We start from the raw sequence: 22,749 nt of genomic DNA on the forward strand, positions 1-22,749 counted from the left end.
AAGATAACGACAATGGATTTTGTAGGAGTACATCGTGCGTAAGTTGACTCAATTGGTTCTCCTGGCGACCGTACTGGTCGCAGGTCCGGCTTTTGCCGACATGAAGATCGCCGTACTGAATTATCAGATGGCCCTGCTGGAATCCGACGCGGCGAAGAAATACGCCGTGGATGCGGAGAAGAAATTCGGCCCGCAACTGACCAAGCTCAAGGGCCTGGAAAGCAGCGCCAAGGGCATTCAGGATCGTCTGGTGGCCGGTGGCGACAAGATGGCCCAGGGCGAACGTGAGCGTCTGGAGCTTGAGTTCAAGCAAAAGGCCCGTGACTTTCAGTTCCAGTCCAAGGAGCTGAACGAAGCCAAAGCTGTTGCCGACCGAGAAATGCTCAAGCAACTCAAGCCGAAACTCGACAGCGCTGTGGAAGAAGTCATCAAGAAAGGTGGTTTTGACCTCGTGTTCGAGCGTGGCGCAGTGATTGATGTCAAGCCTCAATACGACATCACGCGCCAGGTGATCGAGCGCATGAATCAGCTGAAGTAATCCATGACAGCGACTATCAAGCTCGGCCAGTTGGCCGAGTTCCTCGGCGCCACCCTGCGTGGCGACCCGGAGAAGGCAATTACTGGGCTAGCCACTTTGCAAGAGGCTGGCCCAGCTCAGTTGAGCTTTCTGGCAAATCCTCAATACCGCAAGTACCTGGCTGACAGCCGGGCGGCCGCGCTGTTGCTCAAGGCAGCTGATGCCGATGGGTTTGTCGGCGATGCCCTGATCGTGCCCGATCCGTACCTGGCGTATGCCCGTATTTCCCATCTGTTCGATCCCAAGCCGAAATCGGCCGCTGGTATTCATCCCAGCGCAGTGATCGCAGCAGATGCCGTGGTTGATCCCACGGCCAGTGTCGGCCCATTCGTGGTCATCGAAAGTGCGGCCCGAATCGGTGCCGGCGTCACGCTGGGTGCCCATTGCGTCATTGGCGCGCGCAGCGAGATCGGCGAAGGCGGTTGGCTGGCGCCACGGGTCACCCTGTACCACGATGTGCGCATCGGCAAGCGGGTCGTGATTCAGTCCGGCGCAGTGCTGGGCGGCGAAGGGTTCGGTTTCGCCAACGAGAAGGGCATCTGGCAAAAGATCGCCCAGATCGGCGGCGTCACCGTTGGCGACGACGTCGAGATTGGCGTCAACACCGCGATCGACCGCGGCGCCCTGGCCGACACGGTCATCGGCAATGGCGTCAAGCTCGACAACCAGATCCAGATCGCCCACAACGTCCAGGTCGGTGACCACACCGCCATGGCCGCCTGCGTGGGCATCTCCGGCAGCACCAAGATCGGCAAGCACTGCATGCTCGCCGGTGGCGTGGGGCTGGTGGGCCATATCGATATCTGTGACAACGTGTTCCTGACCGGGATGACCATGGTGACCCACTCGATTACCGAGCCAGGTGCCTACTCTTCCGGTACGGCCATGCAGCCGGCAGCCGAATGGCGCAAGAGCGCGGCGCGTATCCGCCAGCTCGACGACATCGCGCGACGCCTCAAGCAGGTGGAAAAGCGTGTAGGGGACGTGACCCCTGGCGGTAATGCTTCATCAGATGGCTGATACCATTTCCATATCAAGTGTGCACAGCCGTTAGGGCATCTTGATTTGCTAGCGGAGTGCGCGTCACTCGTGCGCTTCCAATCTTTACATAGGCTTCCCCCCGAAATGATGGACATCAACGAGATTCGCGAATACCTGCCTCACCGTTACCCGTTCCTGCTGGTGGATCGGGTGGTGGACCTGGACGTTGAAGGCAAGCGCATTCGCGCCTACAAGAATGTCAGCATCAACGAGCCGTTCTTCAATGGTCACTTCCCCGCGCATCCAATCATGCCGGGCGTGCTGATCATCGAGGCAATGGCTCAGGCTGCCGGGATCCTTGGTTTCAAAATGCTCGACGTAAAACCTGCCGACGGCACGCTCTACTACTTCGTCGGTTCCGACAAGCTGCGCTTCCGCCAGCCGGTCACCCCGGGTGATCAGTTGATCCTCGAAGCCAAGTTCATCAGTTGCAAGCGCCAGATCTGGAAGTTCGAATGCCAGGCTTCGGTCGACGGCAAGCCAGTCTGCTCCGCTGAAATCATCTGTGCGGAACGCAAGCTATGAGTTTGATTGACCCTCGCGCAATCATCGATCCGACGGCCGTCCTGGCCGCCGATGTCGAGGTCGGCCCGTGGTCGATCGTCGGCGCAGGTGTGGAAATCGGCGAGGGTACGGTGATCGGTCCTCACGTAATTCTCAAGGGACCGACCCGGATTGGTCGACACAATCGCATCTACCAGTTTTCTTCGGTAGGCGAGGACACGCCCGATCTCAAGTACAAAGGTGAAGAGACCCGTCTGGTCATCGGCGATCACAACGTGATCCGCGAAGGCGTGACGATTCACCGTGGCACCGTTCAGGATCGCTGCGAAACGACCCTGGGCGACCACAACCTGATCATGGCCTACGCGCACATCGGCCATGACAGCGTGATTGGCAACCATTGCATCCTGGTCAACAACACCGCGCTGGCCGGCCATGTGCACGTGGATGATTGGGCGATCCTGTCCGGGTTCACCCTGGTGCACCAGTATTGCCATATCGGCGCCCACAGCTTCTCTGGCATGGGCACCGCCATCGGCAAGGACGTCCCGGCCTATGTCACGGTGTTCGGCAACCCGGCCGAAGCCCGCAGCATGAACTTCGAAGGCATGCGCCGTCGTGGGTTCAGCGAAGAGGCGATTGCGGCGCTGCGTCGCGCCTACAAAGTCGTGTATCGCCAGGGCTTGACGGTCGAGCAGGCACTCGCCGAACTGGCCGAGGCTTCGGCGCAATACCCCGAAGTCGCGATCTTCCGTGACTCCATCCAGTCTTCGACCCGCGGCATCACTCGCTGACCATGGCTAATTTGCGTGTTGCACTGGTGGCGGGGGAGGCTTCCGGTGACATTCTGGGCGCCGGTCTGATGCGCGCGCTCAAGGCGCAGCATCCCGCTGTCGAATTCATTGGGGTTGGCGGGCCGTTGATGGAGGCCGAAGGCCTGACGTCCTATTTCCCGATGGAACGCCTGTCGGTGATGGGCCTGGTGGAAGTGCTCGGGCGCTTGCGCGAGCTGCTGGCCCGGCGCAAAAAGCTGATCCAGACCCTGATCGACGAAAAGCCGGATGTGTTCATCGGCATCGATGCGCCGGATTTCACCCTCAATATCGAACTCAAGCTACGTCAGGCCGGGATCAAGACCGTGCATTACGTCAGCCCGTCGGTCTGGGCCTGGCGGCAGAAGCGGGTGCTGAAGATTCGCGAAGGTTGCGACCTGATGCTGACGCTGCTGCCGTTCGAAGCCCGGTTCTATGAAGAGAAGGGCGTGCCGGTGCGGTTTGTCGGGCACACCCTGGCCGATACCATTCCCCTGGAAGCCGACCGCGATGCGGCCCGCCAGGCGTTAGGCCTGCCCGAGGGACCACTGGTGGCCTTGATGCCCGGCAGCCGGGGCGGCGAAGTGAGTCGCCTGGGCGGTCTGTTTTTCGACGCTGCCGAACGCCTTCGGGCGCTGCGCCCCGGTGTACGTTTTGTCCTGCCGTGTGCCAGTGCGCCGCGTCGTGCCCAGTTGGAAGCGCTGCTGGTTGGCCGTGATTTGCCGGTGACGCTGCTCGACGGTCGTTCCCACGAAGCGTTGGCGGCTTGCGATGCCGTGTTGATTGCCTCCGGCACGGCTACCCTTGAGGCGCTGTTGTATAAGCGCCCGATGGTGGTCGCCTATCGCCTGGCGCCACTGACGTTCTGGATTCTCAAGCGCATGGTCAAGAGCCCCTACGTGTCCTTGCCGAACCTGTTGGCCCAGCGCTTGTTGGTGCCGGAGCTGCTGCAGGATGACGCGACCGCCGAGGCGCTGGCCACCACGTTGTTGCCCTTGATCGATGGCGGCGAGGAACAGACTCGGGGCTTTGATGAAATCCACCGTACCTTGCGTCGTGATGCTTCCAACCAGGCGGCTGACGCGGTACTGACCCTGATTGGCGCAAAACCATGAGCAACTCAAAGCTACAGATGGGCCTGGATTTCAACCTGGTCGCCGAAGTGGAAGAACTGGTGGCGGGTGTCGATGAGGTGGGTCGCGGCCCGTTGTGCGGCGCGGTGGTGACGGCCGCGGTGATTCTCGACCCGAAGCGGCCGATCCTGGGCCTCAACGATTCGAAGAAACTCACGCAAGCCCGTCGCGAAAAGCTCTACGACGAGATCTGCGAGAAAGCCCTGAGCTGGTGCATCGCCCGGGCCGAAGTCGAAGAAATCGATGAACTCAATATCCTGCACGCCACCATGCTTGCCATGCAGCGTGCGGTGCAGGGCCTGCACATCACGCCGAAACTGGCGATGATCGATGGCAATCGCTGCCCGAAACTGTCGATGCGCGCCGAAGCGGTGGTCCAGGGCGACGCCAAGGTGCCGGCCATCGCGGCGGCCTCGATCCTGGCGAAGGTCAGCCGTGACCGGGAAATGGCCGCCTTCGAATTGATTTACCCGGGCTATGGCATCGGCGGTCACAAGGGTTACCCGACCCCCGTTCATCTCGAAGCCCTGGCGCGCCTTGGGCCAACGCCGATCCACAGGCGTTCGTTCGCGCCGGTGCGGCTGGCTTATGAGGCGCGTGGTGGCTTGATCGTGGGTAATCGGGCTACGGTCTCTTGATGCAGGCTTTTGTGGCGAGGGGATTTATCCCCGCTGGGCTGCGAAGCAGCCCCAAAGCCCATCAGGCACCGGGTTGTCAGCTAAAGGGCCGCTTCGCGCCCCAGCGGGGATAAATCCCCTCGCCACAAAGGCAGTATTTGCCAGGCAGAAGACTCATAGCTGATGTTTTACCCAAGGCCCGGTACAATCCGGGCCTTGTTGTTTTCATGACTTAACGCAGGATCACTATGCCGGCTTCATTCGTTCATCTACGCCTGCACACTGAATACTCCCTGGTCGACGGTCTGGTGCGGATCAAGCCCCTGGTCAAGACCCTGGTGGGCATGAACATGCCTGCCGTGGCGGTCACCGACCAGAACAACATGTGTTCGCTGGTCAAGTTCTACAAGGCCGCCATGGGCGCCGGGATCAAGCCGATCTGTGGCGCCGACCTGTGGCTGTCGAACAAGGACCCGGACGCTCCGCTGAGCCGTATCAGCCTGTTGGTGATGAACGCCCTGGGCTATCGCAACCTCACCGAGCTGATCTCCCGTGGTTTTATCGACGGCCAGCGCAACGGCTCGATCATCATCGAGCGCGAGTGGGTGGCCGAGGCCAGCGAAGGGCTGATCATGCTGTCGGCGGCCAAGGAAGGTGAAATCGGCCTGGCCCTGCTCAGTGGCAATCCCGAGGAAGCCGAGACCCTGGCCCGTGACTGGATGTCGGTGTTCCCGGACCGCTTCTACATCGAAGTGCAGCGCACCAATCGTCCCAATGATGAAGAACACCTACATGCCGCCGTAGCCCTGGCCGACAAGATTGGCGCGCCGCTGGTGGCGACCAACGATGTGCGGTTTATCAAGCAGGAAGACTTCGAAGCCCACGAAACCCGCGTCTGCATTGGTGAGGGCCGGGCCCTCGACGATCCGCGGCGGTCGAAGAACTACAGCAACCAGCAATACCTCAAGAGCGCCGAGGAAATGGCCGAGTTGTTCAGCGACTTGCCCGAGGCGCTGGAAAACACCGTCGAGATTGCCAAGCGCTGCAACATCGACGTGAAGCTGGGCAAACACTTCCTGCCCAACTTCCCGATTCCCGATGGCATGACCATCGACGAGTATTTCCGCAAAGTGTCCTTTGACGGTCTTGAGGAGCGCCTCAGCGTCCTGCTGCCCAAGGACACCACCGAAGATTACGAAGCCAAGCGCCAGGTCTATGTCGATCGGTTGAATTTCGAGCTGGATATCATCATCCAGATGGGCTTCCCCGGTTACTTCCTGATCGTGATGGACTTCATCCAGTGGGCCAAGAGCAACGGCGTGCCGGTGGGCCCAGGTCGTGGGTCGGGTGCCGGGTCGCTGGTGGCCTACGTGCAGAAGATCACCGACCTCGACCCGCTGGAATATGACCTGCTGTTCGAACGTTTCCTCAACCCGGAACGGGTATCCATGCCCGACTTCGACGTCGACTTCTGCATGGACGGTCGCGACCGGGTGATCGACTACGTGGCCGAGAAATATGGCCGCAACGCTGTGAGCCAGATCATCACCTTCGGTTCCATGGCCGCCAAGGCGGTGGTGCGCGACGTGGCGCGGGTGCAGGGCAAGTCCTACGGTTTGGCGGATCGTCTGTCGAAGATGATTCCGTTCGAAGTCGGCATGACCCTGGAGAAGGCCTACGAGCAGGAAGAAATCCTGCGGGACTTCATCAAGGTCGACGAAGAAGCCGCGGAAATCTGGGAGATGGCCCGCAAGCTCGAAGGCGTGGTGCGTAACGTCGGCAAGCACGCCGGGGGCGTGGTGATCGCGCCGACCAAGCTGACTGACTTCTCGCCGATCTATTGCGATGAAGAAGGCGACGGCCTGGTGACCCAGTTCGACAAGGATGACGTCGAGGCGGCGGGCCTGGTGAAGTTCGACTTCCTCGGCCTGCGGACCCTGACCATCATCGACTGGGCGCTGAAAACCATCAACCGTGAGCGGGCCAAGGTCGGCGAAGAGCCGCTGGACATTGCCTTCATCCCGCTGGATGACAAACCGACCTACAGCCTGCTGCAAAAAGCCGAAACCACGGCGGTGTTCCAGCTTGAATCCCGGGGCATGAAGGAGCTGATCAAAAAGCTCAAGCCCGACTGCCTGGAAGACCTGATCGCACTGGTGGCCCTGTTCCGTCCGGGCCCGTTGCAGTCGGGCATGGTGGATGACTTCATCAACCGTAAGCACGGTCGCGCCGAGCTGGCGTACCCGCACTCGGATTATCAGTACGAAGGCTTGAAACCGGTGCTGGCACCGACCTACGGCATCATCCTGTATCAGGAACAGGTGATGCAGATTGCCCAGGTCATGGCCGGTTATACCCTCGGCGGTGCGGACATGCTGCGCCGGGCGATGGGTAAGAAAAAGCCCGAGGAAATGGCCAAGCAGCGCGGCGGTTTCATTGAAGGTTGCGCCACCAACGGCATCGACCCTGACCTGGCCGGTAACATTTTCGACCTGGTGGAAAAGTTCGCCGGCTACGGCTTCAACAAATCCCACTCCGCCGCCTATGGCCTGGTGTCGTACCAGACCGCGTGGCTGAAGGCGCATTACCCGGCGCCGTTCATGGCCGCGGTACTGTCGGCGGATATGCACAACACCGACAAGGTCGTGACCTTGATCGAAGAAGTGCGGACCATGAAGCTGCGCCTCGACGCACCGGACGTGAACGCCTCGGAGTTCAAGTTCACGGTGAACGACGAAGGCCGCATCATTTACGGCCTGGGCGCGATCAAGGGTGTGGGCGAGGGGCCGGTGGAAGCCATCACCGAAGCGCGCCAGGATGGGCCGTTCAAGGACCTGTTCGATTTCTGCGCCCGGGTTGACCTCAAGCGCATCAACAAGCGCACCCTCGACGGTTTGATCCGCAGTGGTGCCCTGGACCGGCTGGGGCCTTACTTCCAGGATGAGCCCAAGGCCTACCAGGCCAACATCGACCGCAACCGCGCGGTGTTGCTGGCGGCGATGGAGGAGGCGATCAAGGCCGCCGAACAGACTGCCCGTACCCATGACAGCGGCCACGCCGACCTGTTTGGCGGGCTGTTCGTCGAAGAAGACGCCGATGTCTATGGCAACCATCGCAAGGCCAAGGAGCTGACCCTCAAGGAGCGCCTCAAGGGTGAGAAAGACACCTTGGGCCTGTACCTCACCGGTCACCCGATCGACGAGTACGAAGGTGAGATCCGCCGCTTCGCCCGTCAGCGCATCATCGACCTCAAGCCGGCGCGCGACACGCAAACCGTCGCTGGCATGATCATCGCCCTGCGGGTGATGAAGAACAAAAAGGGCGACAAGATGGGCTTCATCACCCTCGACGACCGCTCCGGGCGCATCGAGGCCTCATTGTTCGCCGATGCGTTCCATTCGGCGCAGTCGCTGTTGCAGACCGATGCGATGGTGGTGGTGGAAGGCGAGGTCAGCAACGATGACTTTTCCGGTGGCCTGCGGCTGCGGGTCAAGCGGGTGATGAGCATGGAAGATGCCCGTACCAACCTGGCCGAGAGCCTGCGCCTGAAGTTGCAGACCCAGGATCTCAAGGGCGATCAGCTACGCTGGTTGGGTGAATTGTTCAAGCGCCATCGCGGTGCCTGCCCGATCACCATGGAGTACGTACGCCCTGATGCCAAGGCTGTGTTGCAGTTCGGCGAAGGCTGGCGAATCGATCCGGCGGATGCGTTGATTCAAGCCTTGCGTGACCAGTTCGGCAAAGACAACGTCTTCCTCCAATACCGTTGACGGCCAGGGGCCATTCCTGAAACCGGAATACCCCTGATCTCGACCCGAATTTTTAATCTCGACCTGAACGCGCCTCTCCCTTAAGGTAGGCGCGAATAGACAACCGGCCGGCCCAAGCTCTCTTGGACGTCGACCCAAGACGGACGCCTATGAACCCGAATTTTCTAGATTTCGAACAGCCGATCGCCGACCTGCAAGCCAAGATCGAAGAGTTGCGCTTGGTCGGTAATGACAATTCGCTGAATATCGGCGATGAAATCTCTCGTCTGCAAGACAAAAGCCGCACGCTGACCGAAGACATCTTCGGCAAGCTGACCAGCTGGCAGATCGCCCGCCTGGCGCGTCATCCACGTCGTCCCTACACCCTGGACTACATCGACCACATCTTCACCGAGTTCGATGAGCTGCATGGCGACCGTCACTTCTCCGACGACGCCGCGATCGTCGGCGGTGTCGCCCGTCTGGACGACCAGCCGGTGATGGTTATCGGCCATCAGAAAGGCCGCGAAGTGCGCGAGAAAGTGCGCCGCAACTTCGGCATGCCGCGTCCGGAAGGCTACCGCAAGGCCTGCCGCCTGATGGAAATGGCCGAGCGCTTCAAGATGCCGATCCTGACCTTCATCGACACGCCGGGCGCCTACCCGGGCATCGACGCCGAAGAGCGCAACCAGAGCGAAGCGATTGCCTGGAACCTGCGCGTCATGGCGCGCCTGAAAACCCCGATCATCGCCACTGTAATTGGCGAGGGTGGTTCCGGCGGTGCACTGGCTATCGGCGTCTGCGACCAGTTGAACATGCTGCAATATTCCACCTATGCGGTGATCTCGCCGGAAGGCTGCGCCTCGATCCTGTGGAAAACCGCCGAGAAGGCGCCGGATGCTGCTGAGGCCATGGGCATTACCGCCGAGCGTCTCAAAGGCCTGGGCATCGTCGACAAAGTGATCAACGAGCCAGTCGGCGGCGCTCACCGCGACCCGGCTGCAGCGGCGGCGCTGATCCGTGCCGAGCTGAGCTCGCAACTGTCGATGCTCAAGAAGTTCGACAACGAAGCGCTGCTGGCTCGTCGCTACGAGCGGTTGATGAGCTACGGCCTCTGATCTGACCAAGCTTCCAGCAGCTGTGGGGGAGCCAATGTGGGAGCGGGCTTGCTCGCGAAAGCGGTTTAACATTCAACCTATGTGTTGACTGATTCACCGCCTTCGCGAGCAAGCCCGCTCCCACATTTGATTTGTGCCAAGGCTGAAACCCATGAACGCAAGCAACGATCTGCCAAGCCGCCTGCTTACCCAGCTCATTCCCTGGCGCAACGCCGCCACCTGGCGCATCGCCTTCTCCGGCGGCCTCGACTCCACCGTCCTGCTGCACCTGCTCGTAACCCTTTCGCAACGCGAACCCTTGCCCGCATTGAGTGCTATCCATGTGCATCACGGCCTCCAGGCGGTGGCCGAGGCGTGGCCGGACCATTGCCGCACCGTCTGCGAGGGTCTTGGGGTGTCGTTGCAAGTGATTAATGTGCAAGTCCGGCCCGGTGCCAGCGTCGAGCGCGCCGCCCGGGAGGCGCGCTATGAAGCCTTTGTGGCGGCAACGCACAGCAATGAAGTACTGCTCACCGCCCAGCATCGCGATGACCAGGCCGAAACCCTGCTGTTTCGCCTGCTAAGGGGCGCGGGGGTGAAGGGCTTGGCGGCGATGCCACGGCAGCGTCCTTTGGGCCAGGGGCATTTGCTGCGACCGTTGCTTGATGTGTCCCGCGCAGAGCTGGAAGCCTATGCGACACAACAGGGCTTGAGCTGGATCGAAGACCCGTCCAACAACGACCACCGGTACGCGCGCAATTACCTGCGCCAGCGAGTTTTTCCAGTGTTGGCCGAGCAATGGCCGCAAGCCTCGGCGACCCTGGCGCGCAGCGCTGCGCACATGGGGGAAGCCCAAGGCTTGCTGGACGATTTGGCGCAGATCGACCTGACCCAGGCCGCGACCGCGGGCGCGTTCGACTGGCTCGGGCTGCAATCCCTGGCGCTGGCGCCTTTGCGGGCGTTGTCGCCGGCCCGTCAGCGCAACGCCTTGAGTCACTGGCTGGCACCGATGACCCTGCTGCCCGACAGCGATCACTGGTCGGGCTGGGACTCGCTGCGCGATGCCGCCGATGATGCCCGACCGATCTGGCGACTGGCCGGCGGTGAGCTGCACCGCGCCGCCGGGCGGGTCTGGTGGTTATCCGACCACTGGCTATGTCCGCTGCCAGGCACCGTCGACTGGGCCGATCCGGCGGTTGCACTGCGCTTGCCAGGCAATGGTCGGGTGGTGCTCAGCGGCACGCCGCCTGCGGGACCGCTTTGCGTACGCTATCGTCAAGGCGGCGAGGTGATGGCGTTAGCGGGTCGTGGTCATCGCGACCTCAAGCGTTTGCTCAATGAAAAGGCCGTGCCGGCGTTCGTTCGCGGCCGATTGCCGCTGCTCTATCAGGGCCAGCAATTGCTGGCGGTGGCCAACCTGGCCGGGCTCGATGCACAGGCTGATGGCAGTTGGCAATTGATCTGGACGCCAGGAAGCCAAGATCTGGGTTTGAGCTGAATGGGGCTTTCCGGTAGACTACGCTCCCTTCTTGATACAACTTCTGTGGATTCGCCTGAATTGCAGGAGTTGCCGATTACCAAGCAGTCTTTGCTGGGCGATTCCAAAAAATGTGTAGCGAGCAACGTACCGGTGATTTCACTTCCGGTCTGTCCCAACGCGGCGGTTTTTTTGAAAGGTGCACTGTGATTAATGCAGGTGATCGGGGGCTTCGGCCTTCCTTCGCTTTCCCCGGCGGCTCGGACCGCTTTAACGCAGACTTCTAGGGTTTTTCATGACGCGCTACATATTCGTCACGGGCGGTGTTGTTTCTTCATTGGGGAAAGGCATTGCCTCGGCTTCATTGGCGGCCATCCTGGAGGCGCGGGGACTTAAGGTCACCATGCTCAAGCTGGACCCGTACATCAACGTTGACCCGGGCACCATGAGCCCGTTCCAGCACGGTGAAGTGTTCGTCACCCACGACGGCGCCGAGACCGACCTGGACCTGGGCCACTACGAGCGGTTCATCCGCACGACCATGACCCAGAACAACAACTTCACCACCGGCCGTGTCTACGAACACGTGCTGCGCAAGGAGCGTCGTGGTGACTACCTGGGCGCGACCATCCAGGTCATCCCGCACATCACCGACGAAATCAAGCGCCGCATCATCAAGGGTGCTGGCGATGCCGACGTGGCGATGGTCGAAATCGGCGGCACCGTGGGCGACATCGAGTCCCAGCCGTTCCTCGAAGCCATCCGCCAGTTGCGTTTCGAAATCGGCGCCAAGCGCGCGATGCTGATGCACCTGACACTGGTGCCGTACATCGCCACGGCCGGCGAAACCAAGACCAAGCCCACCCAGCACTCGGTCAAGGAACTGCGTTCCATCGGCCTGCAGCCGGACGTGCTGATCTGCCGCTCCGATCACCCGATCGACATCTCGTCGCGTCGCAAGATCGCCCAGTTCACCAACGTTGAAGAGCGCGCGGTCATCGGCCTGGAAGACGCCGACACCATCTACAAGATCCCGGGCATCCTGCACTCCCAGGGCCTGGACGACTTCGTCGTCGAGCGCTTCGGCCTGCAATGCGCCAGCGCCGACCTCTCGGAATGGGAAGCCGTGGTCGATGCCAAGCTCAACCCGGAACACGAAGTCACCATCGCCATGGTCGGCAAGTACATGGAGCTGCTGGACGCCTACAAGTCGTTGATCGAGGCGATGAGTCACGCCGGTATCAGCAACCGCACCAAGGTCAACCTGCGCTACATCGATTCCGAAGACATCGAGAACCAGGGCACCGGCCTGCTCGAAGGCGCCGATGCGATCCTCGTGCCGGGCGGTTTCGGCCTGCGGGGCGTGGAAGGCAAGATCACTGCCGTGCAATACGCTCGCGAAAACAAGGTGCCTTACCTGGGTATCTGCCTGGGCATGCAAGTGGCGGTCATCGAGTTCGCCCGTAACGTGCTGGGCTGGAAAGACGCCAACTCCACCGAATTCGATCGTGCCAGCGGCCATCCGGTCGTGGGCCTGATCACCGAGTGGGAAGATGCCACCGGTGCCGTGGAAGTGCGTACCGAAAGCTCGGACCTGGGCGGCACCATGCGTCTCGGCGCCCAGGATTGCCTGCTGGAAGCCGGCTCCAAGGTGCACGATTGCTACGCCAAGGATGTGATCGTCGAGCGTCACCGTCATCGCTACGAAGTGAACAACAACCTGCTGCCGCAGTTGATCGAAGCCGGCCTGAAAATCTCCGGTCGTTCCGGTGACGGCGCGCTGGTCGAAGTGGTCGAGGCTCCGGATCACCCGTGGTTCGTCGCCTGCCAGTTCCACCCCGAGTTCACCTCGACGCCACGGGACGGTCATCCATTGTTCAGTGGTTTCGTGAAGGCCGCTTTGGCTCAACACCAGAAAAAGGCATAAGACGATGGCCCAGAAGATCATTCGTGTCGGCGACATCGAGATTGCCAACGACAAGCCCATGGTGCTGTTTGGCGGCATGAACGTGCTGGAAAGCCGCGACATGGCGATGCAGGTCTGCGAGGAGTACGTGAAGGTCACCCAGAAACTGGGTATCCCTTACGTGTTCAAGGCCAGCTTCGACAAGGCCAACCGTTCGTCCGTGACGTCCTACCGTGGCCCGGGCCTGGAAGAAGGCATGCGGATCTTCCAGGACATCAAGCAAGCCTTTGGCGTGCCGATCATCACCGACGTCCACGAGCCGGCCCAGGCCGCGGTCGTCGCCGAGGTCTGCGACATCATCCAGTTGCCGGCCTTCCTGTCGCGCCAGACCGACCTGGTGGTGGCGATGGCCAAGACCGGTGCGGTGATCAACATCAAGAAAGCCCAGTTCCTCGCACCCCAGGAGATGAAACACATCCTGAGCAAGTGCGAAGAAGCCGGTAATGACCAGTTGATCCTCTGCGAGCGCGGTTCGAGCTTCGGCTACAACAACCTGGTAGTGGACATGCTCGGCTTCGGCATCATGAAGCAGTTCGAATACCCGGTGTTCTTCGACGTGACGCACGCCTTGCAGATGCCGGGCGGTCGTTCCGACTCCGCTGGCGGTCGTCGCGCCCAGGTGACCGACCTGGCTAAGGCTGGCATCAGCCAATCCCTGGCTGGCCTGTTCCTTGAAGCCCACCCGGATCCGGACAATGCCAAGTGCGACGGCCCTTGTGCCTTGCGCTTGAACAAGCTGGAACCTTTCCTGTCTCAGCTCAAGGCGTTGGACGAGCTGGTCAAGAGTTTTCCGACGATAGAAACCGCGTAACGCGGTTTTCTCCGGTAAAGTACCGCTCGATTATCGCTCTGGCCCGCTGGCCGCACTGCTCTTGTGGGAGCATGGCTTGCCAGCGATGGCGTCCTTGAGGTCCCCATCGCCGGTAGTTCGTGCTCTTGTGGCGAGGGAGCTTGCTCCCGCTGGAGTGCGAAGCGCTCCCATTCGGTCTGTTTTGGCTGAATCGCCGCTGAGGGTGAGCAAGTTTTCTGCAACGTTCTAGTCAACTTTGGAGTGTTTACAACAATGGCAAAAATCGTCGACATCAAAGGTCGTGAAGTTCTCGACTCCCGTGGCAACCCCACTGTTGAAGCGGACGTGCTTCTCGACAACGGCATCATCGGCAGCGCCTGCGCGCCGTCCGGTGCTTCCACTGGCTCGCGCGAAGCGCTGGAGCTGCGTGATGGCGACAAGAGCCGTTACCTGGGCAAAGGCGTGCTCAAAGCCGTCGCCAACATCAACGGTCCGATCCGCGAGCTGTTGCTGGGCAAGGATCCTGCCGACCAGAAAGCCCTCGATCACGCGATGATCAAGCTCGACGGTACCGAAAACAAAGGCACCCTGGGCGCCAACGCGATCCTCGCCGTGTCCCTGGCCGCTGCCAAGGCCGCTGCCCAGGATCAGGACCTGCCGCTGTACGCTCACATCGCCAACCTCAACGGTACCCCGGGTGTCTACTCGATGCCGGTGCCGATGATGAACATCATCAACGGTGGCGAGCATGCCGATAACAACGTCGACATCCAGGAATTCATGGTGCAGCCGGTCGGCGCCAAGACCTTCTCCGAAGGCCTGCGCATGGGCACCGAGATTTTCCATCACCTCAAGGCTGTGCTCAAAGCCCGTGGCCTGAGCACTGCTGTTGGCGACGAAGGCGGTTTCGCACCGAACCTGGCGTCCAACGAAGACGCGCTGAAAGTGATCTCCGAAGCCGTGGCCAACGCTGGCTACAAGCTGGGCACCGACGTGACCCTGGCCTTGGACTGCGCCGCCAGTGAATTCTACGAAGACGGCAAGTACAACCTGTCCGGCGAAGGCCAGGTGTTCACCGCTGAAGGTTTCGCCGACTACCTCAAGGGCCTGACCGAACGTTATCCGATCATCTCCATCGAAGACGGCCTGGACGAGTCCGACTGGGCTGGCTGGAAAATCCTCACCGACAAGATCGGCGAGAAAACCCAGCTGGTGGGTGACGACCTGTTCGTGACCAACACCAAGATCCTGAAAGAAGGCATCGACAAGAAGATCGCCAACTCGATCCTGATCAAGTTCAACCAGATCGGCACCCTGACCGAAACCCTGGAAGCCATCCAGATGGCCAAGGCTGCCGGCTACACCGCCGTGATCTCCCACCGCTCCGGTGAAACCGAAGACTCGACCATTGCCGACCTGGCCGTGGGCACTGCAGCAGGCCAGATCAAGACCGGTTCGCTGTGCCGTTCCGACCGCGTTTCCAAGTACAACCAACTGCTGCGTATCGAAGAGCAATTGAATGGCAAGGCCAAGTACAACGGTCGCGCCGAGTTTCGCGGTTAAGCGGTAAATGGTAAAAAGACAGCGGGTTAGGTCGCAAAAATCGCCATCGCGGTGGTTTTGCCTCTAATCTGATGCCTTATCAAGCACAAGCCTGGGTTCTCCAGGCTTCGTGCTATCAGACGCTTCAAAGTTTGGCATGGCGGTCTTTTTTCACTGGATACCTGATATTCGATGCGCAGTCCCAATTGGTTGTTTCTTGTCTTGCTCCTGTTGCTGGCCGGCCTGCAGTACCGCCTGTGGGTGGGCAATGGCAGCTTTGCGCAAGTGGCCGACCTGACTCAGCAAATTGCCGACCAACACGCCGAAAACGAGGCGCTGCTGGAGCGTAATCGGGTGATGGACGCCGAAGTGACAGAGCTGAAAAAAGGCATGGAGACCGTTGAAGAGCGGGCTCGACATGAACTGGGCATGGTCAAGGAGGGCGAAACCCTCTACCAGTTGGCCCAATGAGTATTCGTTTGCCGGCCTTCTGGGCCGTGATTCCTGCCGCGGGCGTTGGCGCTCGTATGGCCGCGGACCGTCCCAAGCAATATCTGCAGTTGGGCGGACGCACAATTCTTGAACACAGCCTCGGCTGTTTCCTCGATCACCCCACCGTCAAGGGCGTGGTGGTCAGCCTTGCACACGATGATCCCTACTGGCCGACCCTGGCCTGCGCCGGCGACACACGCATCCAGCGCGTCGACGGTGGCGAACAACGTTCCGATTCAGTGCTCAATGCCTTGCTGCACCTGCACGAGCAGGGCGCCGACGATCACGACTGGGTGCTGGTGCACGACGCCGCCCGACCCAACCTGGCCCGGGCCGACCTGGACACACTGCTCAGCGAGTTGGCGAACGACCCGGTTGGCGGTCTGCTGGCCGTCCCGGCGCGCGACACCCTCAAGCGCGTCGACAAACATGGCCGTGTGCTGGAAACCGTTGATCGCAGCGTGATCTGGCAAGCCTACACGCCACAGATGTTCCGCCTCGGCGCCTTGCATCGGGCCTTGGCCGACAGCCTGGTTGCAGATGCGGTGATCACCGACGAAGCGTCCGCCATGGAATGGGCGGGACAGGCGCCGCGGCTGATCGAAGGGCGAGCCGATAACCTCAAGGTCACCCGGCCGGAAGATCTGGAGTGGTTGCGCCAGCGGTGGGCGAATCGTCGCTAATCAACTCCGTATCTGTTCCAAGACCGCGTCGCGCCCTTCGCGAGCAAGCCCGCTCCCACAAAAGGTCTATGTTGATCATAAAAGTGTGGCCAGACACAGGGCCCGTGTGGGAGCGGGCTTGCTCGCGAAGGCGATCATGCAGGCACCGGATAAACTCCGGACAGAAACTGGCCTAACCCCGATACTCCGGCCGCTCAGCCAAGCCTTCCTTCAAATAATCCACCAACTTGCGCACCTTCGGCGACAGATGCCGCTGCTGCGGGTACAACGCCCACACTGCCGTATTCGGCGGCTGATGAGCCTCCAGCAGCGAGATCAATGCACCACTGTGCAAATGCTCCAGCACGTAATAATCCGGCAGTTGGCATAACCCCACCCCTTGCAGCGCCGCATCGAGCACCGCTTGCCCGCTGTTGCAGCGCCAGTTTCCCTGCACTCGCTGGGAAAATTCCCGCCCGTTCTGCTCCAGTTGCCAGACGTCGGAGCTGCCGATCAGGCAGTTGTGGCGGCTCAGTTCCGACAAACTGTGGGGCCGCCCGTAGCGTTCCAGGTACGAGGGTGAAGCGCACAGGTACATGCGCCGCGGTGCCAGGCGCGTGGCGACCAGGCGGGAGTCCTGCAAGCGACCCAGGCGAATCGCCAGGTCCAGGCCTTCGTGCACCAGGTCCAGAGGGCGGTTGCTCAGTTCGATGTCTACCCGCAACTGCGGGTACAGCCCCATGAACCGCGTTACCAGGGGCACGATAAACCGTTCGCCATAGGCCACGGCACAGGTCATGCGCAGCATGCCCTTGGGTTCGCTGGTGAGATCGCCCACCGCCCGCAGTGCTTCCTCGCGCCCGTCCTGCAGGCGTTGGCAATGCTGCAAAAACGTCTGGCCGGCCTCGGTCAGGGTGACCCGCCGGGTGCTGCGGTAGAGCAATCGTGTCTGCAAGCGCTCTTCAAGCCGTACGATTTGTCGGCTGATGTGGGAGGAAGAGACCCCGAGACGTTCGGCGGCGGCGGTGAATTGGCTGCATTCGGCCACGGCGACGAACTCGTCGATCCCTTCCCAGCGGTTATCGGACATGAAGGATTATCCCTATACAGCAATAATGTTTTGCTTTTGATTGGATTATTCATCGTCCGGCGGAGGATTACACTCCCGGTCTTGTTTTTATTTGCTGGAGAGTCCGGATGATCAAGTCGCGCGCTGCCGTTGCCTTCGAGGCCAAGAAACCCCTGGAAATCGTTGAAGTCGACGTCGCCATGCCCAAGGCGGGCGAAGTGCTGTTGCGCGTGGTGGCTTCCGGTGTCTGCCACACCGACGCCTACACCTTGTCGGGCGCCGACCCGGAAGGGATCTTCCCGTCGATCCTCGGTCACGAAGGCGGCGCTATTGTCGAAGCCATCGGCGAAGGCGTGACCTCGGTGGCGGTGGGTGACCATGTGATCCCGCTGTACACACCAGAGTGCGGCCAGTGCAAATTCTGTAAGTCGGGCAAGACCAACCTCTGCCAGGCGATTCGCGCCACCCAGGGCAAAGGCCTGATGCCGGACGGCACTTCGCGCTTTTCCTACAAGGGCGAGACGATTTTCCACTACATGGGCACCTCGACGTTCTCCGAGTACACCGTGCTGCCGGAAATCTCCGTCGCGAAGATTCCAAAAGAAGCGCCGCTGGAAAAAGTCTGCCTGCTGGGTTGTGGCGTCACCACCGGCATCGGCGCGGTACTCAACACCGCCAAGGTCAAGCCGGGTGACACCGTGGCGATCTTCGGCCTGGGCGGCATCGGCCTGTCGGCGGTGATCGGTGCCGTGAAGGCCAAGGCCGCGCGCATCATTGCCATCGACATCAACCCGGCCAAGTTCGAAATCGCCAAGCAACTGGGTGCCACCGATTGCGTCAACCCGAAAGACTTCGACCGTCCGATCCAGGAAGTCATCGTCGATATGACTGACGGCGGCGTGGACTTTTCCTTCGAGTGCATCGGCAATGTCCAGTTGATGCGTGCCGCGCTGGAGTGCTGCCACAAAGGCTGGGGCGAGTCGGTGATCATCGGCGTGGCCGGCGCCGGCCAGGAAATCGCCACCCGTCCCTTCCAGTTGGTGACCGGGCGCGTCTGGCGTGGTTCGGCCTTTGGTGGCGTGCGCGGTCGCAGCGAGTTGCCAAGCTATGTGGCAATGGCCGAGACGGGCGAGATCCCGCTGGATACTTTCATCACCCACACCATGGGCCTGGAAGATATCAACAAGGCGTTCGACCTGATGCATGAAGGCAAGAGCATCCGCACCGTTATCCATTTCTGAGGTCGGTCATGAGTCTGGAAAACATCTCCTGCCAGAAAAGCTTCGGCGGCTGGCACAAACGTTACCGGCACCGTTCCGACGTGCTCGGTTGTGACATGGTGTTTGCCGTGTACCTGCCGCCGCAGGCCGAGCAGGGCGGCAAGTTGCCCGTGCTGTATTGGTTGTCCGGGCTGACCTGCACCGACGAGAACTTCATGCAAAAGGCCGGTGCCCAGCGCATGGCCGCCGAGCTGGGCCTGATCATCGTCGCGCCGGACACCAGCCCTCGTGGCGCCGACGTGCCGGGCGATCCGGACAATGCCTGGGACTTCGGCCTGGGTGCAGGGTTTTATCTGAACGCCACGCAGGATCCATGGGCGCGGCACTATCGGATGCATGACTACGTGGTGCAGGAATTGCCGGCACTCGTCGAAGCGCATTTCCCGGCCTCGGACAAACGCGGCATCAGTGGTCACTCCATGGGCGGCCACGGTGCGCTGGTCTGCGCCTTGCGCAACCCGGGGCGTTACCGTTCGGTGTCGGCTTTTTCGCCGATCAACAATCCGATGGATTGCCCATGGGGCCAGAAGGCTTTCTCCCGTTACCTGGGGGAAGACCGCTCGAAATGGCGGGAATGGGATGCCTGTGCATTGATTGCCGAGGCACAGGAGAAGCTGCCACTGCTGGTGGACCAGGGCGATCGCGATGATTTCCTGGCCAACCAGCTCAAGCCCGAAGCCTTGCAACAGGCGGCCAAGGCTGCCGACCATCCGCTGGAGCTGCGCCTGCAACCGGGCTACGACCACAGCTACTTCTTCATCGCCAGCTTCATTGACGACCACTTGCAGCATCATGCGCGCGCTCTAAACGCCTAATGCAGGTAGAATCACGCCCTGACAAAAATCGGGGCGTTTTTTTATGCGTATTGGCCACGGCTACGATGTTCACCGTTTCGCTGAAGGCGACTTCATTACTCTGGGCGGCGTGCGAATCGCACATGGCTTCGGGCTGCTCGCGCATTCTGACGGTGATGTCCTGCTGCACGCCTTGAGCGATGCATTGCTCGGCGCGGCTGCCCTGGGTGACATCGGCAAGCACTTTCCCGACACCGACCCGCAATTCAAGGGCGCCGACAGCCGTGTGTTGCTGCGTCATGTTGTCTCGCTGATCCATGCCAAGGGCTGGAAGGTCGGCAACGTCGATAACACCATCGTTGCCCAAGCCCCCAAGATGGCGCCGCACATCGAAGCGATGCGTCAATTGATTGCCGAGGATCTTCAAGTTGAGTTGGACCAAGTGAACGTGAAAGCCACCACCACCGAAAAGCTGGGCTTCGTCGGTCGCGAAGAAGGCATTGCCGTCCACTCCGTCGCCTTGTTGCTGCGCCCATGACGGAACTGGAACTGTTAGGGCCGCGTGCCTACGGTGAGCCGCTGGGCAGTGCGGTACTCAAGGCCACCGCTGAAGATTTCCAGGTCGATGAAGTACTCGATATCCCGTTGACCGGCGATGGCGAGCACCTGTGGATCTGGGTTGAAAAACGTGGCTTGAACACCGAAGAGGCCGCCCGGCGAATCGCCAAGGCGGCTGGCGTGCCGTTGCGCACCGTCAGCTACGCCGGGCTCAAGGACCGTCAGGCCCTGACCCGCCAGTGGTTCAGCGTCCAATTGCCGGGCAAGGCCGATCCGGACCTGTCGGCGGCAGAGAACGACACGCTGAAGATCCTCAAGACTGCGCGCCACCGGCGCAAGCTGCAGCGCGGCGCGCATTCGGCCAATGGCTTCACCCTGCGCCTGACCCAGTTCAAGGGCGACACGGCAGCGATCGATGCGCGTCTGCAACAGATTGTCCGCCAGGGCATCCCCAACTATTTTGGCGCCCAGCGCTTCGGCCATGACGGCGGCAATGTCGTCGATGCCCGGGCCTGGGCGGCGCGCAAGGCGTTGCCGGAACAGCGCAATGTGCGCTCGCGGTTGTTGTCCACCGCCCGCAGCTTTCTGTTCAACCGGGTGCTGGCGGCGCGGGTCGCCGACGGTACCTGGCAGCAAGCCCAGGTGGGCGATTTGCTTGCCTTCACCGACAGCCGCAGTTTTTTCCCGGCCGGCGAGGCTGAGTGCAGCGACCCGCGCCTGGCCATTCTTGACTTGCACCCGACCGGGCCGCAGTGGGGCGAGGGACCTTCGCCTGCCGCCGGCGCGACGTTCGAGCTGGAACAAGCCATCGCCGCGGGCGAGGCCGATTTGCGGGACTGGTTGATAAACGCGGGAATGAGTCACGAACGTCGCATCCTGCGACTGCCCATTGGCGGGCTGTCGTGGCATTATCCCTCGCTGGACATTCTGCAACTGGAATTCGTCCTGCCGGCCGGATGTTTCGCCACTGTCTTGGTGCGCGAACTCGTCGATCTGGTGCCGGTGGGGCAGACGGACAGCTCATGCGTATTCTGATTTCTAACGACGACGGGGTGACTGCACCCGGTCTTGCCGCGCTTTATGCTGCGCTGGCGGATTTTGCCGAGTGCGTGGTCATCGCCCCGGACCAGGACAAAAGCGGCGCCAGCAGCTCGCTGACGCTCGACCGTCCGTTGCACCCCTGCTATCTGGATAACGGTTTCATCAGCCTCAACGGCACCCCGACCGATTGCGTGCACCTGGGCCTCAACGGCTTGCTGGAGCGAGAGCCGGACATGGTGGTGTCGGGTATCAACCTGGGCGCCAACCTGGGGGACGACGTGCTTTATTCCGGTACGGTTGCCGCCGCCCTGGAAGGTCGCTTCCTGGACAAGCCATCGTTTGCCTTTTCGTTCGTTTCACGGCAGGTCGACAACTTGCCGACCGCCGCCTACTTCGCCCGTAAACTGGTCGAAGCCCACGGCGAACTGGAGCTGCCGCCACGCACGGTGCTGAACGTGAATATCCCCAACCTGCCGCTCGATCACATCCGTGGCATCCAGCTCACTCGCCTGGGTCATCGTGCCCGCGCCGCCAAGCCGATGCACGTCGTCGACCCGCGCGGCAAGGCCGGTTACTGGATCGCCGCCGCCGGTGATGCCGAAGACGGCGGACCGGGCACTGATTTCCATGCGGTGATGCAAGGTTATGTCTCGATCACGCCGTTGCAGTTGGACCGTACCTTCAACGACGCCTTTCGAAATCTCGATGGCTGGCTGGAGGGGCTGCGCTGATGGCTCGTGAGCAAGACGATATGCTGCGCCGCGGAATCGGCATGACCTCCCAGCGCACCCGTGAACGACTGATCCAAAGGCTCTACGAAGAAGGCCTGTCCAACGCCCAGGTGTTGGAGGTGATTCGCCGCACGCCGCGCCATCTGTTCGTCGATGAAGCCCTGGCCCATCGCGCCTATGAAGACACGGCGTTGCCGATCGGCCACAACCAGACCATTTCCCAGCCGTACATGGTGGCCCGCATGAGCGAGCTGCTGCTGGAGGCGGGGCCGCTGGACAAGGTGATGGAGATCGGTACCGGTTCGGGTTACCAGACGGCGGTGTTGTCGCAGCTGGTCGAGCGGGTGTTTTCCGTGGAGCGGATCAAGGTGCTGCAGGATCGTGCCAAGGAACGCCTGGTTGAGCTGAACCTGCGCAACGTGGTGTTTCGCTGGGGCGATGGTTGGGAAGGTTGGCCAGCCCTGGCGCCGTACAACGGCATCATTGTGACCGCAGTGGCCACCGATGTGCCCCAGGCCTTGCTGGATCAGCTTGCCCCCGGTGGACGACTGGTCATTCCGGTGGGCGCCGGCGAAGTCCAGCAACTGATGCTGATCGTGCGCGAAGAACACGGTTTTTCGCGACATGTCCTGGGGGCGGTGCGGTTCGTGCCATTACTCAATGGGCCGTTGGCCTGAGCATTTATATACAGACGCTGAATTCCGTGGCCCGGCCTGTGTCTTACAGCGGCACCGATTTGCTGAACAGAGTCCAACGGCGTCGAGCAAACGTGTGCGACGACACATTGCGCTTCATTAATAGAGGCGTAGTCGTTGCC

At 61.3% G+C, this 22,749-nt stretch carries 21 protein-coding genes; 20 read left to right on the forward strand and 1 reads right to left on the reverse strand.

The window, feature by feature from the left end:
• Window positions 1-34: 34 nt before the first annotated feature.
• From AD662_RS05445 to ispD, 14 genes are all read left to right on the forward strand, one after another.
• The gene (locus tag AD662_RS05445) at window positions 35-538 is read left to right on the forward strand and encodes an OmpH/Skp family outer membrane protein (RefSeq protein WP_003184901.1); all 504 of its coding nucleotides are present in this window, start codon (window positions 35-37) and stop codon (window positions 536-538) included.
• A 3-nt stretch (window positions 539-541) separates the two neighbouring features.
• Entirely contained in the window at window positions 542-1,597 is a 1,056-nt protein-coding gene (gene lpxD, locus AD662_RS05450) for a UDP-3-O-(3-hydroxymyristoyl)glucosamine N-acyltransferase (RefSeq protein WP_046065024.1), read from the forward strand.
• A gap of 105 nt (window positions 1,598-1,702) precedes the next feature.
• On the forward strand, window positions 1,703-2,143 hold the full coding sequence (gene fabZ / locus AD662_RS05455) for a 3-hydroxyacyl-ACP dehydratase FabZ (RefSeq protein WP_003184897.1): 441 nt from the start codon (window positions 1,703-1,705) through the stop codon (window positions 2,141-2,143).
• A complete protein-coding gene (lpxA, locus tag AD662_RS05460; RefSeq protein ID WP_053178301.1) occupies window positions 2,140-2,916 on the forward strand; it encodes an acyl-ACP--UDP-N-acetylglucosamine O-acyltransferase in 777 nt (258 codons plus the stop codon). The genes fabZ and lpxA overlap by 4 nt, the downstream gene beginning before the upstream one ends.
• A gap of 2 nt (window positions 2,917-2,918) precedes the next feature.
• Window positions 2,919-4,049, forward strand: a complete 1,131-nt coding sequence (gene lpxB, locus AD662_RS05465) for a lipid-A-disaccharide synthase (RefSeq protein ID WP_018603706.1) — start codon at window positions 2,919-2,921, stop codon at window positions 4,047-4,049.
• Window positions 4,046-4,705 (forward strand): ribonuclease HII, encoded by a 660-nt coding sequence (rnhB, locus tag AD662_RS05470; protein WP_053185908.1) that lies wholly within the window; start codon window positions 4,046-4,048, stop codon window positions 4,703-4,705. The genes lpxB and rnhB overlap by 4 nt, the downstream gene beginning before the upstream one ends.
• Window positions 4,706-4,932: 227 nt before the next feature.
• The gene (gene dnaE, locus AD662_RS05475; RefSeq protein ID WP_024619347.1) at window positions 4,933-8,454 is read left to right on the forward strand and encodes a DNA polymerase III subunit alpha; all 3,522 of its coding nucleotides are present in this window, start codon (window positions 4,933-4,935) and stop codon (window positions 8,452-8,454) included.
• A gap of 149 nt (window positions 8,455-8,603) precedes the next feature.
• On the forward strand, window positions 8,604-9,551 hold the full coding sequence (locus AD662_RS05480; protein ID WP_003198261.1) for an acetyl-CoA carboxylase carboxyltransferase subunit alpha: 948 nt from the start codon (window positions 8,604-8,606) through the stop codon (window positions 9,549-9,551).
• A gap of 151 nt (window positions 9,552-9,702) precedes the next feature.
• Window positions 9,703-11,028 carry a tRNA lysidine(34) synthetase TilS gene (gene tilS / locus AD662_RS05485; RefSeq protein WP_053185911.1) on the forward strand — a complete coding sequence of 442 codons (1,326 nt, stop codon included), beginning with the start codon at window positions 9,703-9,705 and terminating at the stop codon, window positions 11,026-11,028.
• A gap of 274 nt (window positions 11,029-11,302) precedes the next feature.
• Window positions 11,303-12,934: a CTP synthase gene (pyrG, locus tag AD662_RS05490; RefSeq protein WP_018603697.1), complete on the forward strand. Its 1,632-nt coding sequence runs from the start codon at window positions 11,303-11,305 to the stop codon at window positions 12,932-12,934.
• Window positions 12,935-12,938: 4 nt separating this feature from the next.
• Window positions 12,939-13,784, forward strand: a complete 846-nt coding sequence (kdsA, locus tag AD662_RS05495; RefSeq protein WP_003198268.1) for a 3-deoxy-8-phosphooctulonate synthase — start codon at window positions 12,939-12,941, stop codon at window positions 13,782-13,784.
• A gap of 252 nt (window positions 13,785-14,036) precedes the next feature.
• The gene (gene eno / locus AD662_RS05500; RefSeq protein ID WP_018603694.1) at window positions 14,037-15,326 is read left to right on the forward strand and encodes a phosphopyruvate hydratase; all 1,290 of its coding nucleotides are present in this window, start codon (window positions 14,037-14,039) and stop codon (window positions 15,324-15,326) included.
• A gap of 171 nt (window positions 15,327-15,497) precedes the next feature.
• Entirely contained in the window at window positions 15,498-15,776 is a 279-nt protein-coding gene (gene ftsB / locus AD662_RS05505; RefSeq protein WP_018603692.1) for a cell division protein FtsB, read from the forward strand.
• Complete coding sequence (gene ispD, locus AD662_RS05510) at window positions 15,773-16,480, forward strand: 2-C-methyl-D-erythritol 4-phosphate cytidylyltransferase (protein WP_018603690.1); 708 nt, start codon at window positions 15,773-15,775, stop codon at window positions 16,478-16,480. The genes ftsB and ispD overlap by 4 nt, the downstream gene beginning before the upstream one ends.
• A gap of 172 nt (window positions 16,481-16,652) precedes the next feature.
• Here ispD and AD662_RS05515 read toward each other — a convergent pair whose 3' ends face one another.
• The gene (locus AD662_RS05515) at window positions 16,653-17,549 is read right to left on the reverse strand and encodes a LysR substrate-binding domain-containing protein (protein WP_018603688.1); all 897 of its coding nucleotides are present in this window, start codon (window positions 17,547-17,549) and stop codon (window positions 16,653-16,655) included.
• Between the two features lie 107 nt (window positions 17,550-17,656).
• On the opposite strand from AD662_RS05515, the gene AD662_RS05520 reads away from it, so the two are divergent.
• The 6 genes from AD662_RS05520 to AD662_RS05545 are packed head-to-tail and all read left to right on the forward strand — an operon-like array spanning window position 17,657 to window position 22,609.
• Window positions 17,657-18,769, forward strand: a complete 1,113-nt coding sequence (locus tag AD662_RS05520) for an S-(hydroxymethyl)glutathione dehydrogenase/class III alcohol dehydrogenase (protein WP_018603686.1) — start codon at window positions 17,657-17,659, stop codon at window positions 18,767-18,769.
• A gap of 8 nt (window positions 18,770-18,777) precedes the next feature.
• Window positions 18,778-19,623, forward strand: a complete 846-nt coding sequence (gene fghA, locus AD662_RS05525; RefSeq protein WP_018603685.1) for an S-formylglutathione hydrolase — start codon at window positions 18,778-18,780, stop codon at window positions 19,621-19,623.
• A 43-nt stretch (window positions 19,624-19,666) separates the two neighbouring features.
• Window positions 19,667-20,140, forward strand: coding sequence for a 2-C-methyl-D-erythritol 2,4-cyclodiphosphate synthase (gene ispF, locus AD662_RS05530; protein WP_003184863.1), 474 nt, complete (start codon window positions 19,667-19,669; stop codon window positions 20,138-20,140).
• Window positions 20,137-21,195 (forward strand): tRNA pseudouridine(13) synthase TruD, encoded by a 1,059-nt coding sequence (truD, locus tag AD662_RS05535; protein WP_053185915.1) that lies wholly within the window; start codon window positions 20,137-20,139, stop codon window positions 21,193-21,195. Before ispF ends, truD begins: the two co-directional genes overlap by 4 nt.
• Window positions 21,183-21,932, forward strand: coding sequence for a 5'/3'-nucleotidase SurE (surE, locus tag AD662_RS05540; RefSeq protein ID WP_038856712.1), 750 nt, complete (start codon window positions 21,183-21,185; stop codon window positions 21,930-21,932). The genes truD and surE overlap by 13 nt, the downstream gene beginning before the upstream one ends.
• Before the next feature lie 41 nt (window positions 21,933-21,973).
• Window positions 21,974-22,609 (forward strand): protein-L-isoaspartate(D-aspartate) O-methyltransferase, encoded by a 636-nt coding sequence (locus AD662_RS05545; RefSeq protein WP_170862085.1) that lies wholly within the window; start codon window positions 21,974-21,976, stop codon window positions 22,607-22,609.
• Window positions 22,610-22,749: the final 140 nt, after the last annotated feature.

Origin of the sequence: Pseudomonas kilonensis (assembly GCF_001269885.1) — a bacterium.
Classification (GTDB): domain Bacteria; phylum Pseudomonadota; class Gammaproteobacteria; order Pseudomonadales; family Pseudomonadaceae; genus Aquipseudomonas; species Aquipseudomonas kilonensis.